Genomic DNA, 16,933 nt, shown 5'->3' with positions numbered 1-16,933 from the left:
CCTGTTAGACTTCTGCTTAGCTTTCCATTGAAATATCAATCACCTGACCTTTCGCATCAAAGCTGACACAAATCACATATTGGGTAATCTCATCAGGCAAAGTGAAATCCAACATTTCACGGCTATCTATCTCATCACTTTCCCATGGGTCGGCCAGCACCAATAAATCCAAAACCTGTAACGGTGTAGGTACAGCACTTCCACAATATTTTTTCCAATAATCAGGCTCAATTTCTTCAAGATGATGCTGGATAAACAACTCCACACTATCTTCTGCTTGCTGATTTTCTAAAGCAGCCCGCATTGCAACACGCGCAACCTGCTCTCGTCCTTTAACAATTGCTTGTTCAGACATTTGGTTCCCCAATTTAATTTATTCATCAAATATTTTTGTTTTTCTCACTCAACCGATTTTACTTAACGAAAGTCTTTATTCGTCAGGTATATCCGCTTGAACCAACAAGCCTAATAAATACAAGGATTCTTGCCACCCCAGATAACAGGCTTCCACAGGAATCACATCTGGGATACCAGCTTGCGTAATATGCACCTCAGTACCTACAGCAACGGCTTTTAACTCAATCGTGACCTGAATATCACCAGGCAAATTTGGATCATCAAATCTATCTGTATAACGCAGCAACTCATTCGGGACAATTTTAATATATTTCCCACCAAATGAATGGCTACGTCCTGTCGAAAAATTGGTAAATGACATTTTATAAGTTCCACCTTCCTGTGGATCTAGATGGTGAACTTTTGCGGTAAATCCATGCGGTGGTAGCCATTTTACCAGCGCATCAGGATCAAGAAAGGCTTTAAAAACACGCGCAGGGGGCGCACTTAATACTCGATGTAGTTTTACTGTTCCAGTCATTATTGTTCTCCCATATCACAATCATTGTGTTTGGTCGATTTATCATAGCGACTTGGCATGTGAATGCTATGCCACTGATCTTTCATTTGAACACGATTATCGAGAATCTAAAGCTGCTTTTTTGTGAAAAATGGCGCAAAATAACAGTCCATATTTTAGTGATCAGAATGCAGCTTAGGATTGATCTATGAGTCAACTTGCTTTTACTGCTTTTAGCTTAAATGGTGTAGATGCGCAAAAATTTTTACAAGGCCAAGTCACCATTCATGTTGAACGCTTACCAGAAAATGAAAGTCGCTATACTGCTATTTGTGATTTAAAAGGTCGTATTCATTTTGGTCTATGGATTAAAAAACTCAATCCAGAAAGTTTTGAGTTAGTGACCACTCAAGACCAAGCCGAAGAGTTTGCCAAGCATATTAAAAAGTTTGGTGCTTTTTCCAAAATGAAATTAGAAGAAACAGGCTCGGTTTTCCCAACAGTCAATGGTATTCAAACCGATTTTTCTTCAACAGAAACAGATATCAATGCTTGGCAAATTCAAGCGATTCAATCTGGACAAGCATGGATTCAGCAAAGTACTGAACACTTGTTCCAACCACAAGAATTACGCCTGCATCAACGTGATGGTGTCCATTTCGATAAAGGCTGTTACCTAGGTCAAGAAATCGTGGCACGTCTTTGGTTTAAAGCAAAACCAAAACACTGGTTACACCTCATACAGGCTCAAGCGGATGTGCCAGCACCTGCCACCCAACTGAGCAAAGATGTTGAAGTGGTCAATAGCATCGCATTTGAAGATGGCTATCTAGCGCTTGTGATTGCCAAACCTGCTGCACTGTCAGAACTTGGCGTGACTGTTTTGGACTTGCCTGAAGCATTGAATGGTGATGTGGCAAGACCACAATAATAAAGTGACATAAAAGCCCTCGTAGGGGGGCTTTTAACTTATGAATCAAATCATATAAAGAAAATTAAATTATCTTAAAAAAATCAGTATATATTTATTTAAAACAAATATGCTCATTTTACTTTTCCCGTGGGGGAAGATCCGTGTATAAATTTAAATCACTGTATATTATGACAATAGCAACGATATTGGGTTCACAACCTATTTTCGCAAATACAGAACAAATTAATCAAAGAATCAAAAGCCTACCAAGCAACTTAAAACCAGAATTTATAGATAAGACACCTATTCCTAACCTATATACACTTTCAAATATGAGAGGTTCTGTATTAATCGATGCTTCAGGTCGATATTTAATTTATGGGGATGTTATTGATCTTGAGAATATGCAGAACATAGCTGACTATAATTATCAAAAACATTATGCAATCAATCCAAAGCAACTCCCTACAGCCAATGCATTAAAAGAGGTTAAAGGAAATGGTAAAAGAATTTTATATGTATTTGCAGATCCCGACTGCCCTGCTTGTCAAGCATTACAAGGTGTTCTTGAAGATGTTAACAATATAACGATTTATACGTTCCCAATGGGATTAGCTCATTTACATCCTAACGCAATTGAAACATCAAAGAATATTTGGTGTTCAAAAGATTCTATCAAAGCATGGAAAGCATATTTATTAGATGGGAACAAACCGAATAAAAGAGAAAATTCATGTCATCAACCCATAGATCAAAATATGGAAATTACAAAAAAATATCGAATTAATCTAACACCTACAATATTTAATTCACAAGGGCATAGAATTGTTGGTGTACCTGAACTAGAAGGCTTAGAAAATTTTATTAATAATACTGATCATTAATTAGGTACTTATTTGAACACCCTCTTCATTTGCAGTCGTAATCAATGGCGCAGTCCAACAGCTGAACGTATTTTCGCTCAAGGGTATGGTCTACATACCCGTTCAGCAGGAACCAGCCGCCACGCTAAACATACTATTTCATCCAGAGACATTGCTTGGGCTGATCAAATTTTTGTGATGGAATCCCGCCATAAGCAACAAATTAAAGAAAAGTTCTCAAAACAACTACTACATAAAAAAGTCTTTGTCCTCGACATCCCTGACGACTATCAATATATGGATCCTGAACTAATTGAATTACTACATTTAGCATTACAGCCCTATTTAAAATAAAGTTGAAACCGCGTTCTTGTCGAAAATAGAAATGAGCGGTATTGTTCATCTATCCTCAACTCAACTGATTTCTAATGGAAATAATGATCAAAACACTACTTTCAGCACTCACCTTGAGTCTGATCGGTTTACAAACAGTCCATGCGGACAGTAAAACGCTTGAACAAAACTTCAAAAAAAATTATCCAGAGATTCCTGTCAAATCAGTAAATGCCTCACCATTACCGGGGATTTATGAAGTTTATGCAGCAGGTAAAATTATCTATACCGATGAAACAGCCAAATATCTTTTTTTCGGTAATTTACTCGATGTACAAAACAAAAAGAATCTGACCGAAGATCGCTTAGCCGAATTAAGCAAGATTGATGTTCAGCAACTCCCTCTTGATCAGGCGATTAAATATGTAAAAGGTAAAGGCGAACGTACGCTCTATGTGTTTAGTGATCCTGATTGCCCTTACTGCCAAAAGCTCGAGCAGAATATGACCTCAATAGACAATATCACCGTCTATTTATTCTTGTTCCCACTTAAAAATTTACACCCTAAAGCTGAAGCTGTTGCCAATAAAATCTGGTGCGCTAAAAATCAATATGAGGCTTGGGAAGATTATATGTTGCATCGCAAAGCACCAAAAAGTGCGACACAATGCGAGACACCTATACAGAAAAATTTAGCCTTAGGACAGAAGCTGCAAATTGATGGAACACCCACATTATTCCTGCAAAATGGAATGAGACTCTCAGGTAGCCCGCAAAATGCTGAGCAGATTGAACAGCTTTTACAAGAAGCTAGCAGCAAGAAATAAAGATAAAATATGCAGGCTTGTTGACTCTTTTGCCAGCAAGGAGTCGCAAGTCGTTCTCTAAAAAATCAATTATATTCATTTGATTTTAAATAAATTATAAAAATAAAAAGATCAAAACTCACTTTTTCTCCTGCCAAGATTTATACAAATTCCTTATTTACATTTTGCCGCAAGCTTTTATGATGAGAACAGCATATTGAGTTCTGCTATGCAAAGGATGAAAGCAGATCAACATGAGAAAGGAAAAATAAAGATGAAAAAATTGCTCATTGCGAGTTTAATCACCCTTGCAAGCCATACTGCCTTCGCCGCTGACAGTAAAAATGCTGCCACTGATGTGTTTGCAAAAGCCACTCAACTCTATGAAGCAAAAGACTACAATGCTGCCTTTCAGGAAATGCACCGTCTAGCAGATACAGGAAATACCCAAGCGATTTATAACCTTGGTTATATGCACCAGATGGGACAAGGAACAAGTAAGGACGATAGAAAAGCTTTGCAATACTATCAGGATGCCTCCAACAAGGGCTATGGCAAAGCCAGTTTCACGCTTGCCCAGCTCTATCACACAGGTGATCTAAGTGTCGCAAAAAGCGATCAGAAATATAAAGAGTATTTGGATAAAGCTTCGAATCAAGGTTCAGAAGAAGCGATTGTTGAATCTGCAAATATATTATTCAGACAAGGTAAGCCCGAATACGACCAGATGGCTGTGCAAAAACTATTACCGTTGTTAAGAAAGAACTATTACCCAGCTGTGCATTTAAAAGCGATTTATGATTTAAGCTTGGGGGTAAAGAACAAAAACCCATTTATGCAGCAACAGTCAGTTGAAACGCTCAAGGATTTAGCGAAAAAAGGATATGCACCTTCTCTAATGGTATTAGGAAATATGCTAGCGAATGGCGGGATTGTTACACAAAATCTGGAGGAATCCAGATCAATTTTCAGTGGCTTAGCTAAGCAGAATTATCCGAATGCAAAAGAGTCTTTAGCTAAAGTTGATGAAGCGATTGCTGCGAAAAAAGCTGCGGCAGCTCAGACACCTAAAAAATAATTTATGCAGCAGCACTTCACTATGCAAGTGCTGCTGCATGTAACTTAGAATTGCTTGCTGACTTTAATTCCCGCACTCCAGTTACGACCATCGGCAGGTTCAAAGAAACGGCTGCTTCCTTCGTTGACAATCACAGAACCAGCATAGTTTTTATCGAACAGGTTATCTACGCGCGCAAAGCCATTAATGCCCCAATCAGCATGTTTCCATGCATAACCCGTATAGATCGATGCCACAGTATAGCTTGCAGCAGCATCACTATTGATATCATTGACATAGACCTTATCCATAAACTGGGTATCAAGTCCCGCATAGAAACCTTGCTCTGGCTGCCACGCTAAGCCAATAAAGGCTTGATTCTTAGCGATTCCAGGAATTGCATTACCTTCAGGAATTTCTGCAACTTTCCCAATCGCAGGCACTTTCGAATCAAAAGTTGCATCTAAATATGCATAGCTCGCATTCACTGCTAAGTCTTTCCAAAGCTTCTTATTCCATGCAAATTCAACACCTTTACGTAGGGTTTTATCTGCATTGCGGAATGTCGCACGGCCACCCATGCTTTCGGCTGCCACAATGTCATCTTTGGTTTCGATATAGAAGGTCGCCAAGTTAAAATCACCCAGCGTATTTGAAGATTTTAAACCGAGTTCATAGTTATCACTTTTCGATGGTTTTAAATCGAGCGTACTTGCGCCACCTTGTGCAGGATAAGCCATTTCAGTAAAGGTCGGTGTTTCAAAACCTTTGGCATAACTCGCGTAAGCCAGAACCTCAGGGATGATTTGCCAGCTTAATGCAACTGAAGGTAATACCTCTTCGTATGTTGTCTTACCACTATTATCGCCGTTCAAACCAACGATATAATGATCTTTCGACTTGTAATGTACATTGCTATAACGTACCCCTGTATCTAAACGCATGGTTGGTAAAAAAGACCAAGATGCTTGTAGATAAGGATCTACATTCCACAAGGTATTGCGTTCATCACGGCGCACAGCACCTTTTATACCTTTATCACCCGCATCATTAAAGTTTTGATAGCCTTGTCGATCTTCGTTCATTGCATCGATCGCTACACCCGCACTGAATTGGGTATTCGGTAATAAATCTTTTCCTGTCCAGCGGAAATCAGCACCATAATAATCACGCTTAAAATCAATCACGCCACCAGCTTGATAGGGTGTGTTTGGATTCTTCTGTACCGTATCTGGAATTGACTGGTATTGTGTTACCTGACGTTGCCCAATATAAGTCATCGCATACAGTTCATTTTGATCATTAAGTGGTTTTGACCAAGTCAAACCTGTCTGAGTTTGATCAATTGTTTTGCGAGCATTGTAATCCAGAACATTTTTAGCAACCTGTTTGGGATTCTTTTCCCAATCAGCACGGGTTAAACCGCCTGGATCATCTGCATCAATCTTGACATAGTTCGTGACCCAGTTGATCTTACTACCATCATCCAAGTTCCACGTCAGCTTGGCATTGCTTAAAACTTTATTTGCGCCACTATGGTCACGATAGCCATCGGTATCGAAATAAGAGGAGCTGACGATATAGCTCGGTTCATTCTGGTTTTTAGCGCCACCCTGTAACACGATACCTGCACGATTTTTATTATGACTGCCACCCGCATAACTCATCTCAATAGAGTCTTTACCCTGCCCCTCTCGAGTTGTCGCCAAAATCGCCCCACCCGATGAGTTACCATACAGCGATGAAAATGGCCCCGTTAAAACTTCAAGATGGCTCAAGCTCCCCAAATCAATATTTGAGGTTTGACCTTGACCATCTGGCATCGTTGCTGGAATACCATCGGTATATAAACGAATTCCGCGCACACCAAATGTTGAACGTGCACCAAAACCACGCATCGAGAGCTGCAAATCTTGAGCATAATTTTCACGGTTACGTAACTGAACGCTTGGAATACCTTTAACAACTTCGGTTAAATTGACCTGCGCTGATTGATCATTTTTAGGCATATCGACTCTAAAAATTGATGCAGGCGTTTCCATATAAGTGGTATCTGTACGTGTTGCTTCAACTTTAATTGTCGGAAGTTGCACCGTTGACTCTGAATCAGATTCAGCTGCCCATGTAAAAGAGCTACCTGCCCCCATGCACATGGCTACGCAACCATAGAGGAGGTTAATTTTCAATGAAGGCATGAAGATTCCTTATTTCTCAAAAAATAAAAAGCGGAGTTTAAAAGTAAGATTATGATTATTTTATATTTATCTTACATATTTAACCCTTGCTACAACGGTCAAGATTAAGATTGGCCTAGATTAGCAAATAAAATTAAATACCTGCATAATTGTAAGTCAAACATTTGCCCTCATTGTATTGTTGTTGAAACAACTTGAGTACACCATGCCCGAACTTCCTGAAGTTGAAACTACCAAAACCAGTTTACTCCCGCTACTAGAGCAACGCGTTCAAGCTGTTCAAGTCTTTAATTCGAGCTTACGCTGGCCCATCCCCAATGATCTGGAAAAATTGGTGGGGCAACGTTTAACAGCGCTTAAGCGTCGTTCCAAATATATTCTGGCCGAATTTGAACAAGATCAAATGCTTTGGCATTTAGGTATGTCAGGTAGTTTCCGCCTGTGTCAGCCGAATGATGAATTGAGAAAGCACGATCACCTCATCATTGACTTTGAAGATCAACAGCTCCGTTATCATGATCCACGGCGTTTTGGTTGTATTCTTTGGCTCGATCCAGATAATCAAAGCAAGCTGATTGATACACTAGGTCCAGAACCTCTGAGTGAAGATTTCAATGCCAATTATCTGCGTGAAAAGCTCAGTAAAAAAAATGTCGGCATTAAAATTGCTTTAATGGATAACCATGTGGTGGTTGGTGTTGGCAATATTTATGCAACTGAAAGCCTGTTCAATATTGGCGTGCATCCAGCACAACCAGCGTCTACCTTAAGTAAGGTACAAGTGGAAAAGCTGGTGATTGAAGTGAAACGCATCTTAAAACAAGCCATTGAGTTAGGTGGTTCAACTTTACGTGATTACAGTAATGCGATGGGTGAAAACGGATATTTCCAACAAACCCTCCTCGCTTATGGTCGTGCTGGAGAAATGTGCGTTAATTGCGAGACCACATTGGAAAACTTGAAGTTAGGTCAACGTGCCAGTGTATTCTGCCCACAATGCCAGCCTTTAAAGCGAAAGAAAACTTAAACGATTTAAGATGTATTGAAGGAGAACAACTTTATGCAAACTGCAATTGTTCGACATATCCTCGTAAAAGATAAAGATTTGGCTGAACAGCTAAAAAAACGCATTCAGTCAGGCGCTGATTTTGCCAAAATTGCCAAGCAATATTCTACCTGCAACTCTGCCAAACGTGGTGGCGAGCTCGGTGAAGTGAGAAAGGGTCAGTTGGTTCCTGTTATTGATAAATTGGTATTTACTGCAGCAGAACGGGTTTTACATGGCCCTGTAAAAAGCCAGTTTGGTTTTCATCTATTGGAAGTTAAATTCCGTATGGGAAATTTAAGGTAAGCAAATCGAGCTTAATGAGGCCGTGAAGCTCACCTCATTTCCGACTACTCTTGTTCTTTCATGACATAAGTCCATGCGGTAATGGTTTCACCTGTTGCTAACTGGACTTGAGTTTGTACTCTTTGATATTGCAGGCCTTCAAAATCATCCAGCATTTGCCAGTTCTGTTCTAGTTTTTCAGTACTAAACAAATAGCCTTCAACCAAAGGGTCATTCGGGTTTAAAACGATTGCAGGCAAACCTTGATCTGGCCCCCAGTCAAGGATATGAATGGTTCCATGTACCATAGCAGGCTGCCAGTCTCCCCCAATCTCCCCTAAAATATGTGCATTTTCGCGATTTGGACATAAAGTGCCATATACAAATAATCTATTCATCAATCTTCCCCTTTTTAATCTGCACCGTATTTTAAAATGAAAATGTGCATCTCCCCCTATCTATTTTGCCGACAATAAAAAACGGCATCTAAGATACCGTTTTTTCATAAGCTGAGTGATCAGCCTTGCTTTTTCAATTCATCACGAATTTCACGCAACAATTGAACATCTTCTGGTGTTGCTTCTGGTTCAGGCGCCGCTTCTTCTTGCTTACGAATACGGTTCATCACTTTCACCAACAAGAATACGACCCAAGCCAATAGCAGGAAGTTAATCAAGATGGTTAAGAAGTTACCATATGCAAATACGTTCAATCCAGCATCTTGTGCCGCTTTGAGTGTTGTAATGTTGGTTGGGTTATCGCCCAAGATCAGGAACCAGTTGGTGTAGTCCACTTCACCACCCAAGATCCATGAAATCACTGGCATCACAATATCTTTTACCAATGAGTCAATGATTTTACCGAAAGCACCACCAATGATGACACCAATCGCTAAATCCATCATATTGCCTTTGATGGCAAACTCTTTAAATTCTTTAATAATACTCATATCACTCTCCAGAGTTGAACTTGATCGCAGCCTGTTTTTGCATTGTTTATTACACAGACGCAGTTATTCATCATAATGAAGATAATTTAATATTTTTATGGAAAAAAGAAAGTCATTTCACACTTTAACAACATATTTTATCCCAATAAAAAGATGAACTTATAGAACTCATCCCAATGAATTTAAAGGTATAAAAAAACCGCTAAATAAATTTAGCGGTTTTTGCATTTTTCACGAAGAAAAATTATTTATCACGATTACGTTTACGTTCGTTTTCAGTTAAGTAACGCTTACGGATACGAATCGATTTTGGTGTTACTTCAACTAACTCATCATCCTGAATGAATTCAAGCGCTTGTTCAAGCGTGTATTCCATTGCAGGTGTTAAAGTTAAAGCTTCATCAGTACCTGATGCACGAACGTTAGTTAACTGCTTCGCTTTGGTTGGGTTTACAACCATATCGTCAGAACGCGAGTTAATACCAATGATCATACCTTCGTACACTTCTAACTGTGGCTTAGCGAATAAACGACCACGGTCTTGAAGTGTGAATAATGCATAGCCCAAGCAAGTACCTTGAACCATAGAAATCAACACACCATTTTGACGTTTCGCAACAGTACCTGCTTTTGCTGGACCGTAGTGCGAGAAGCTTGATGTCATGATCCCTGTACCTGAAGTCATGGTTAAGAATTCAGAACGGAAACCAATCAAGCCACGTGAAGGTACAGTTGCTTCAATACGGATACGGCCTTTACCGTCAACTTCCATATTGGTCATCTCGCCTTTACGGAAGCCCATTTGTTCCATTACAGAACCTTGATGCTGTTCTTCAACGTCAAAAGTTACATTTTCGTATGGCTCTTGTTTCTCGCCATCGATTTCTTTCATGATTACTTGTGGACGTGATACGCCCATTTCGAAGCCTTCACGACGCATGTTTTCAATTAAAACTGAAAGGTGAAGTTCACCACGGCCTGAAACCTTGAAACGGTCTGGGCTGTCAGTATCTTCAACACGAAGTGCTACGTTGTGAATCAATTCACGGTCAAGACGTTCACGGATGTTACGTGAAGTAACGAATTTACCTTCTTTACCAGCAAACGGTGAGTTGTTTACTTGGAAAGTCATCGATACAGTCGGTTCATCTACAGACAATGCTGGTAATGCTTCAACATTTTTAGGATCACAAATCGTGTCAGAAATGTTTAATGCATCAATACCAGTAATACAGATAATGTCGCCAGCTGAAGCTGATTCAACATCAACACGCTCTAAACCATGGTAACCCATGATTTTTAAGATACGGCCGTTACGTGTATTGCCATCTTTATCGATAACAGTAACAGGTGTATTTAATTTTACAGAACCACGTTGAATACGACCAACACCGATAACACCTACGAAACTGTTATAGTCAAGTGATGAAATCTGCATTTGGAATGGACCATCAACATCAACTGCTGGTGGTTCAACGATATCTACGATTGTTTGGAACAACGGAGTCATATCTTCCGCTAATTCTTCTGGTGAAGGACCTGCAACACCACGAAGACCAGAAGCATAGACAACTGGGAAGTCTAACTGTTCGTCACTACCACCAAGATTATCAAACAAATCAAAAACTTGATCAATAACCCAGTCTGGACGCGCGCTTGGCTTGTCAACTTTGTTGATAATTACGATTGGTTTCAAACCACGCGCGAACGCTTTTTGCGTTACGAAACGAGTTTGTGGCATTGGACCTTCTTGAGAGTCAACAAGAAGTAATACACAGTCAACCATCGACATTACACGTTCCACTTCACCACCGAAGTCGGCGTGTCCCGGGGTGTCCACGATGTTAATGCGATATTCGGTGTTTGTACGTGCATCTAACCATTTGATTGCAGTGTTTTTTGCAAGAATGGTAATACCACGTTCAGACTCAAGCGCGTTAGAATCCATAACACGTTCAATCTCGCCTGCGCGATCACCAAGAGCACCTGATTGTTGTAAAAGTTTGTCGACTAAAGTCGTCTTACCATGATCGACGTGCGCAATAATGGCAATGTTACGGAGAGTTTTAATATCTGACATGTAATTCGATACGCTTTAAATTTGAGGGCAAATTATACAGAAAAATACTACACTTTAGTAGTGACAGTTTATTGACAGTGCACTTTTTTTCTGACGAAGTGTCATTGAATCGTTGGTAAAGCGAGCTAACTCTATTAGAATATTGGGCTAATGCCTCTCGCTTTTTATACTCCCATGTCGAATTCACAACCTCAGCAGCAGCTTGATCTGGTCTACGGACTCAATGACCGACCGAAACCTTTTGTTGCATTTTTAGCCGCTTTACAGCATCTTTTGGCGATTTTAGTCCCGATTGTCACCCCTGGATTATTGATTTGTCTGGCACTTGGCGTCTCTCGCGAAGACACCAACATGATCCTTTCCATGTCATTGATCATCTCGGGTATCGCAACATTCTTACAATGTAAAAAAGTTGGCCCATTTGGTGCAGGACTTTTAATTGTTCAGGGCACAAGCTTTAATTTTATTGGCCCGATCATCGGTATTGGTAGCGCAATGGTTGCGGCAGGCACCCCAGTTGAACAAGTGATGGCTGCCATTTTTGGTGTCGTCATTGCTGGTTCATTCATTGAAATGGGCGTTTCTCGAATTTTACCATGGGTGAAAAAGCTGATTACACCATTGGTGACAGGCATTGTTGTACTTCTGATTGGTTTAACCTTAATTAAAGAAGGTCTGATCAGCATGGGCGGTGGTTATACTGCAATGCAGGACAATACTTTTGCCAATGCCGATAACCTGATCATGTCATGTACTGTGCTGGCCATTATCATCCTTCTTAACCGTATTCGAATTATCTGGGTTAAAAGTTCAGCCATTCTCATTGCTTTAGTGATCGGTTATATCCTTGCAGGCTTCATGGGACATTTAAACTTTGCTGTGCTACAAGATGCACCTTTAGTTCAAATTCCTACACCAATGCATTTTGGATTGAGTTTCTCTTGGAGCTTGTTCATTCCGATGGCATTTATTTATTTGGTGACATCCCTTGAAGCGATCGGTGATGTAACCGCAACCAGTAAAATTTCTAATCAGCCTGTTGACGGTCCTGTCTGGATGCAACGAATCAAAGGTGGTGTACTGGTCAATGGTGCAAACTCATTCTTGGCCGGAATCTTCAATACCTTCCCAAGTTCAGTGTTTGCACAAAATAATGGCGTGATTCAACTTACAGGTGTCGCAAGTCGCTATGTAGGAATCTGGATTGCGGTATTACTGATCATTCTGGGCTTATTCCCTGCTGTTGCTGCCGTGATTCAAGCCGTACCTCAAGCGGTACTAGGTGGCGCTGTGATGGTCATGTTCGGCGCAGTTGCTGCTTCTGGTATCAACATTCTTTCAAGTATTCATCTTGATCGTCGTGCCTTGCTGATTATTGCCATTTCACTTGCTCTCGGCCTCGGTGTTGCTCAAGTTCCTCAAATCCTTGAGCACTTGCCAGAGTTATTTAAAAATATTTTTAGCTCAGGCGTGGCAACAGGCGGTATTGCAGCCTTGATTTTAAATATTGTTTTACCTGAAACACATAAGTAATTCACAAACAACTTCAAGTGCCCAGTTTCACGACTGGGCTTTGTTTTTGATGAGAGATCAAAATGGATCCACGTAGTGAAGTTGTCATCAGACAGCAAGATTATTTAAATGGGCACGTCTTACTGATTAATGCGCCTAATGATCAGCTCGCAAAAAATTTACCAGATCAGGTTCAGGCATCGGTTTGGACTTGGAATTATGCTGATCATCAAGGTTTTCAAAATTCTGGCATTCACTCACATTTTTCCGTTGAGTTTCCGCAAGCCAGCTTTGATCAGGTCGTAATTTTTGTCCCTAAATCAAAAGAGTTATTGAATTATATTCTGCATGTTGTGGTGAGCCATCTCAAACTTGGGCAAAATGTTTTTCTCGTCGGTGAAAAGAAAGGCGGCGTAGAACGAGCAGCAAAACAACTACAGCCTTATGGTAAAACGCTAAAGCTAGATAGCGCACGTCACTGCCAATTTTGGCAAATGAAGATCGAAAAAACTGAGCAGTTGAAACCACTTGAACATTGGTTAAAAAGCTATACAGTTCAAATAGATCAGGATCAATTAAAGGTCTGTGCCCTGCCGGGTGTCTTTAGTCAGGATCATTTAGATGTCGGAACAGCGGTATTAGTCCCTTACCTTAGTCAAGTAAAATCAGGTAAGATTGCCGACTTTGGTTGTGGTGCTGGAATTATTAGCGCTTATTTAGCCAAGCTAAATCAGAACCAGCAAATTTTTGCACTTGATGTTGATGCATTTGCTTTACGTTCAACTGAACTGACATTTCAGAAAAATAATCTGGATCTCAATCAGTTAACTCTACAACCAGTTACAGGTTTTAGAGATGCGCCCAAAGATCTGGATGCGATCGTAAGCAATCCACCTTTTCATCAGGGGATTCATACCAATTACGATGCAAGTGAAGAACTTTGCCAACTTGCGAGTGTACATCTGAAAAATTCAGGTGAATTATGGATCGTGGCAAACCGTTTTCTGAACTATCCCCCTCTCATTGAACAAAGTTTTGGTCAATGTATGGTGAAAGCTGATCAACAAGGATTCAAGGTGTTATATGCCTGTGCAAAATAAACATTTTAAGGAATTTTTATGAGCGATACATCTGCTCCTCAACACCTACAGCGTAAGCTCGGGGCACGTCACCTGAACATGATTGCCATTGGTGGATCGATCGGCACAGGCTTATTCCTCGCTTCAGGTTCAACCATTGCCAATGCAGGTCCTGGTGGTGCGTTATTGGCTTATGCCCTGATCGGTATCATGATTTATTTCTTGATGACCAGTTTAGGCGAATTAGCGACGCATAATCCAACGTCTGGTGCATTCTTTACCTATGGCAGCCGTTATGTCGAAGATGGCTTTGGTTTCGCCTTAGGTTGGAACTACTGGTACAACTGGGCTATTACTGTGGCTTTCGAACTGGTTGCAGTACAATTCATTATGAAGTTCTGGTTTCCTGATATCCCAGGGTTCTACTGGAGCGCCATCTTCCTTGCCATTATTTTTGGAATTAACGCTCTAACAGTCAAAGGATTTGGTGAAAGTGAATTCTTATTCTCGTTGATCAAGGTCGTTGCCATTATTGTGTTTATTGTCATTGGTATCTGGATGATTGCTAAAATCATGATGACACCTAATGTATCGGTATTTCAGCACTGGACGTATAAGGAAGCCCCTTTTGTTGGTGGGTTCCAAGCACTGATTGGTGTGGCCATGATTGCCGGATTCTCCTTTCAGGGCACCGAAATGGTCGGGGTTGCAGCAGGTGAATCGAAAGATCCGAAAAAGACCATTCCATTGGCAATCAAGCAAATCTTCTGGCGTATTCTACTGTTCTATATCCTTTGTATTTTCATCATCGGTACATTAGTCAGCTATGATGATCCACTGTTGTTAAAAGCAGCTCAAAGCGAAGATATTGCCCTTTCACCATTCACTTTATTGTATGAAAAAGCAGGTTTCGCCTTTGCAGCCAGTTTAATGAATGCAGTGATTCTCAGCGCAATTCTGTCTGCGGGTAACTCAGGCATGTACTCTTCTACCCGTATGCTATTTGATATGGCAAAAGAAGGTCGTGCACCGAAGTGGTTCTCAAGACTGGATGGCCGTGGCGTACCAATGAATGCACTTTATGCGACGACCGCAGTTGCAGCGCTGTGCTTCTTAACCACCTTTATTGGTGAGAAACAAGTCTTTAACTGGCTACTTAACATGTCTGGTATGTGTGGCTTCATTGTCTGGTTAGGGATTGCAATTTCACACTACCGTTTCCGTAAAGGTTATATTGCTCAAGGCTATAAAGTTGAAGATCTGGCTTATCGTGCCAAGTTCTTCCCATTCGCCCCATGGTTTGCATTTATTCTTTGTTCAATCATTATTTTAGGTCAAAACTACCAAGCTTTACTTGGTGGAAAAATTGACTGGTTAGGTTTAGTTTCAACCTATATCAGCATTCCATTATTCTTGGCAATCTGGCTAGGTTATAAGTGGAAACACAAGACCAAACTGATTGCCTATAAAGATATGAATGTGAAAGAAGGCGAATAAAAAAAAATCTTTTCACTTGACCCCAATGAAAATATGAGTAAAATTTCGCTCATATTTTCAACGGCACCACATAATAGGAGGACGACAGCATGCCATTACAATCAGGAACTACACGATAAGATTTGGCACTGTCGACTCACGGACAAGTGTACAAATCAATTGATCACTTGTCCGAATGCTTTATTTAACCTGGCATTCGCTAGGTTTTTTTATGCCTATTCGGACGAAAAATTAAAATATCCCGAGACAAGAAAATGGGCATACAAAAAATACTCAATGCTGATGCTGAATATGGCGTTCCTGTGAAAATCTTCACAAACGATATTGATAGCGAAAGTATTGAACAATTGAAAAAAATGGCACAACTGCAATTTGTTTATTCACATATTGCCGTGATGCCTGATGTACATGTGGGTAAAGGCGCGACTGTAGGCAGTGTAACCCCCACTAAAAATGCAATCATCCCTGCCGCTGTCGGTGTGGATATTGGTTGTGGTATGAATGCGATACGGCTCAATTTAAAAGCCTCACAGCTTCCAGACAATCTCACACCATTACGTCATGTAATCGAACGTAAAGTCCCCGTAGGCTTTGAATTACACAAGCAGGTTAAAGCAAAAGCCTCGACGATTATTCCACTTGAAAAACGCTTACAACCCATCATTAATAAACATCCGGGTCTTGTTCGCATGCTCAGGAAGTTTGATGCGACTTGGCAAAAACAGCTTGGTACGTTGGGAGGTGGTAATCACTTTATTGAGCTCTGCCTTGATGAAAATCAGGATGTCTGGGTAATGCTGCATTCAGGCAGCCGTGGTTTAGGCAATGTGATTGGCACTTATTTCATCGAACTTGCCAAGAAAGAGGCTCAACATCGATTTGGACATGTACCAGATAAAGATTTGAGCTATTTTGCGGAAGGTTCAAATAGCTTTAATGATTATGTGGAAGCAGTTGAGTGGGCGCAGGAATACGCTTTTGAAAATAGACGTGAAATGATGCGTCTGATTCTAGAAGCCATTCGTCCACTGCTACCGCCCTTTCAGATGACCAAAGAAGCAATTAACTGCCATCACAACTATGTCAGCCAAGAGAACCATTATGGTGAAGACTTACTGATTACGCGAAAAGGTGCCATTCGTGCTGGCCTAGATGAATTAGGCATTATCCCTGGTTCCATGGGTGCACGTTCCTTTATCGTTAGAGGTAAGGCCAATCCCGAATCCTTCTGCTCATGTTCACATGGCGCAGGACGAAAGATGAGTCGCAGCAAAGCAAAACTACTTTTCAGCCAAGATGACTTGATTCAGCAAACGCAAGGTATCGAATGCCGAAAAGACAGTGGTGTTATTGATGAAATTCCAAGTGCATATAAAGACATTGATCAAGTTATGGCAAACCAATCAGATTTGATCGAAATTGTGCACACACTCAAGCAAATTTTATGTATTAAAGGTTAATTC

The 16,933-nt window shown here is 40.6% G+C and carries 17 protein-coding genes; 11 read left to right on the top strand and 6 right to left on the bottom strand.

Annotation, left to right across the window (positions count from 1 at the left end):
- Positions 1-16: 16 nt before the first annotated feature.
- Together IEV36_RS04815 and IEV36_RS04810 are read right to left on the bottom strand one after the other, a co-directional pair.
- Positions 17-355 (bottom strand): DUF2004 domain-containing protein, encoded by a 339-nt coding sequence (locus IEV36_RS04815; RefSeq protein ID WP_005259372.1) that lies wholly within the window; start codon positions 353-355, stop codon positions 17-19.
- Positions 356-430: 75 nt separating this feature from the next.
- Positions 431-877, bottom strand: a complete 447-nt coding sequence (locus IEV36_RS04810) for an SRPBCC family protein (RefSeq protein ID WP_004775373.1) — start codon at positions 875-877, stop codon at positions 431-433.
- Positions 878-1,064: 187 nt separating this feature from the next.
- Between IEV36_RS04810 and ygfZ the strand changes: the two genes are divergently transcribed.
- From ygfZ to IEV36_RS04785, 5 genes are all read left to right on the top strand, one after another.
- Positions 1,065-1,787 carry a CAF17-like 4Fe-4S cluster assembly/insertion protein YgfZ gene (gene ygfZ, locus IEV36_RS04805; protein ID WP_005259375.1) on the top strand — a complete coding sequence of 241 codons (723 nt, stop codon included), beginning with the start codon at positions 1,065-1,067 and terminating at the stop codon, positions 1,785-1,787.
- Positions 1,788-1,930: 143 nt separating this feature from the next.
- Positions 1,931-2,653 (top strand): DsbC family protein, encoded by a 723-nt coding sequence (locus IEV36_RS04800; protein WP_005259377.1) that lies wholly within the window; start codon positions 1,931-1,933, stop codon positions 2,651-2,653.
- 12 nt (positions 2,654-2,665) lie between these two features.
- On the top strand, positions 2,666-2,986 hold the full coding sequence (locus tag IEV36_RS04795; protein ID WP_005259378.1) for a low molecular weight protein tyrosine phosphatase family protein: 321 nt from the start codon (positions 2,666-2,668) through the stop codon (positions 2,984-2,986).
- Positions 2,987-3,069: 83 nt separating this feature from the next.
- On the top strand, positions 3,070-3,792 hold the full coding sequence (locus IEV36_RS04790) for a DsbC family protein (RefSeq protein ID WP_005259379.1): 723 nt from the start codon (positions 3,070-3,072) through the stop codon (positions 3,790-3,792).
- 253 nt (positions 3,793-4,045) lie between these two features.
- On the top strand, positions 4,046-4,849 hold the full coding sequence (locus tag IEV36_RS04785) for a tetratricopeptide repeat protein (protein WP_005259380.1): 804 nt from the start codon (positions 4,046-4,048) through the stop codon (positions 4,847-4,849).
- A 44-nt stretch (positions 4,850-4,893) separates the two neighbouring features.
- On the opposite strand, the gene IEV36_RS04780 is transcribed toward IEV36_RS04785, so the two are convergent.
- Positions 4,894-7,023: a TonB-dependent receptor domain-containing protein gene (locus IEV36_RS04780; RefSeq protein ID WP_005259381.1), complete on the bottom strand. Its 2,130-nt coding sequence runs from the start codon at positions 7,021-7,023 to the stop codon at positions 4,894-4,896.
- Between the two features lie 205 nt (positions 7,024-7,228).
- On the opposite strand from IEV36_RS04780, the gene mutM reads away from it, so the two are divergent.
- The gene (gene mutM, locus IEV36_RS04775) at positions 7,229-8,050 is read left to right on the top strand and encodes a bifunctional DNA-formamidopyrimidine glycosylase/DNA-(apurinic or apyrimidinic site) lyase (protein ID WP_004775378.1); all 822 of its coding nucleotides are present in this window, start codon (positions 7,229-7,231) and stop codon (positions 8,048-8,050) included.
- Positions 8,051-8,083: 33 nt separating this feature from the next.
- Complete coding sequence (locus IEV36_RS18770) at positions 8,084-8,374, top strand: peptidylprolyl isomerase (protein WP_004775379.1); 291 nt, start codon at positions 8,084-8,086, stop codon at positions 8,372-8,374.
- Positions 8,375-8,418: 44 nt separating this feature from the next.
- On the opposite strand, the gene IEV36_RS04770 is transcribed toward IEV36_RS18770, so the two are convergent.
- From IEV36_RS04770 to typA, 3 genes are all read right to left on the bottom strand, one after another.
- Positions 8,419-8,751, bottom strand: a complete 333-nt coding sequence (locus IEV36_RS04770; protein WP_005259382.1) for a gamma-glutamylcyclotransferase family protein — start codon at positions 8,749-8,751, stop codon at positions 8,419-8,421.
- Between the two features lie 119 nt (positions 8,752-8,870).
- Complete coding sequence (mscL, locus tag IEV36_RS04765) at positions 8,871-9,302, bottom strand: large conductance mechanosensitive channel protein MscL (protein ID WP_004775383.1); 432 nt, start codon at positions 9,300-9,302, stop codon at positions 8,871-8,873.
- 244 nt (positions 9,303-9,546) lie between these two features.
- Positions 9,547-11,382, bottom strand: coding sequence for a translational GTPase TypA (gene typA, locus IEV36_RS04760; RefSeq protein ID WP_004775386.1), 1,836 nt, complete (start codon positions 11,380-11,382; stop codon positions 9,547-9,549).
- A gap of 174 nt (positions 11,383-11,556) precedes the next feature.
- On the opposite strand from typA, the gene IEV36_RS04755 reads away from it, so the two are divergent.
- The 4 genes from IEV36_RS04755 to IEV36_RS04740 all read left to right on the top strand — a co-directional run bounded on the left by IEV36_RS04755 (position 11,557) and on the right by IEV36_RS04740 (position 16,930).
- On the top strand, positions 11,557-12,915 hold the full coding sequence (locus IEV36_RS04755) for a uracil-xanthine permease family protein (protein ID WP_032863969.1): 1,359 nt from the start codon (positions 11,557-11,559) through the stop codon (positions 12,913-12,915).
- Between the two features lie 62 nt (positions 12,916-12,977).
- Positions 12,978-13,994, top strand: coding sequence for a methyltransferase (locus tag IEV36_RS04750; protein WP_005259389.1), 1,017 nt, complete (start codon positions 12,978-12,980; stop codon positions 13,992-13,994).
- 18 nt (positions 13,995-14,012) lie between these two features.
- Positions 14,013-15,470, top strand: coding sequence for an amino acid permease (locus tag IEV36_RS04745; RefSeq protein WP_005259390.1), 1,458 nt, complete (start codon positions 14,013-14,015; stop codon positions 15,468-15,470).
- Positions 15,471-15,724: 254 nt separating this feature from the next.
- Complete coding sequence (locus IEV36_RS04740) at positions 15,725-16,930, top strand: RtcB family protein (protein ID WP_005259391.1); 1,206 nt, start codon at positions 15,725-15,727, stop codon at positions 16,928-16,930.
- The last annotated feature ends 3 nt before the right edge of the window (positions 16,931-16,933 follow it).

The organism is Acinetobacter vivianii, assembly GCF_014635885.1.
Classification (GTDB): domain Bacteria; phylum Pseudomonadota; class Gammaproteobacteria; order Pseudomonadales; family Moraxellaceae; genus Acinetobacter; species Acinetobacter vivianii.
The sequence above is the reverse complement of the archived record's forward strand: the minus strand, read 5'-3'. Positions and strand labels throughout refer to the sequence as shown.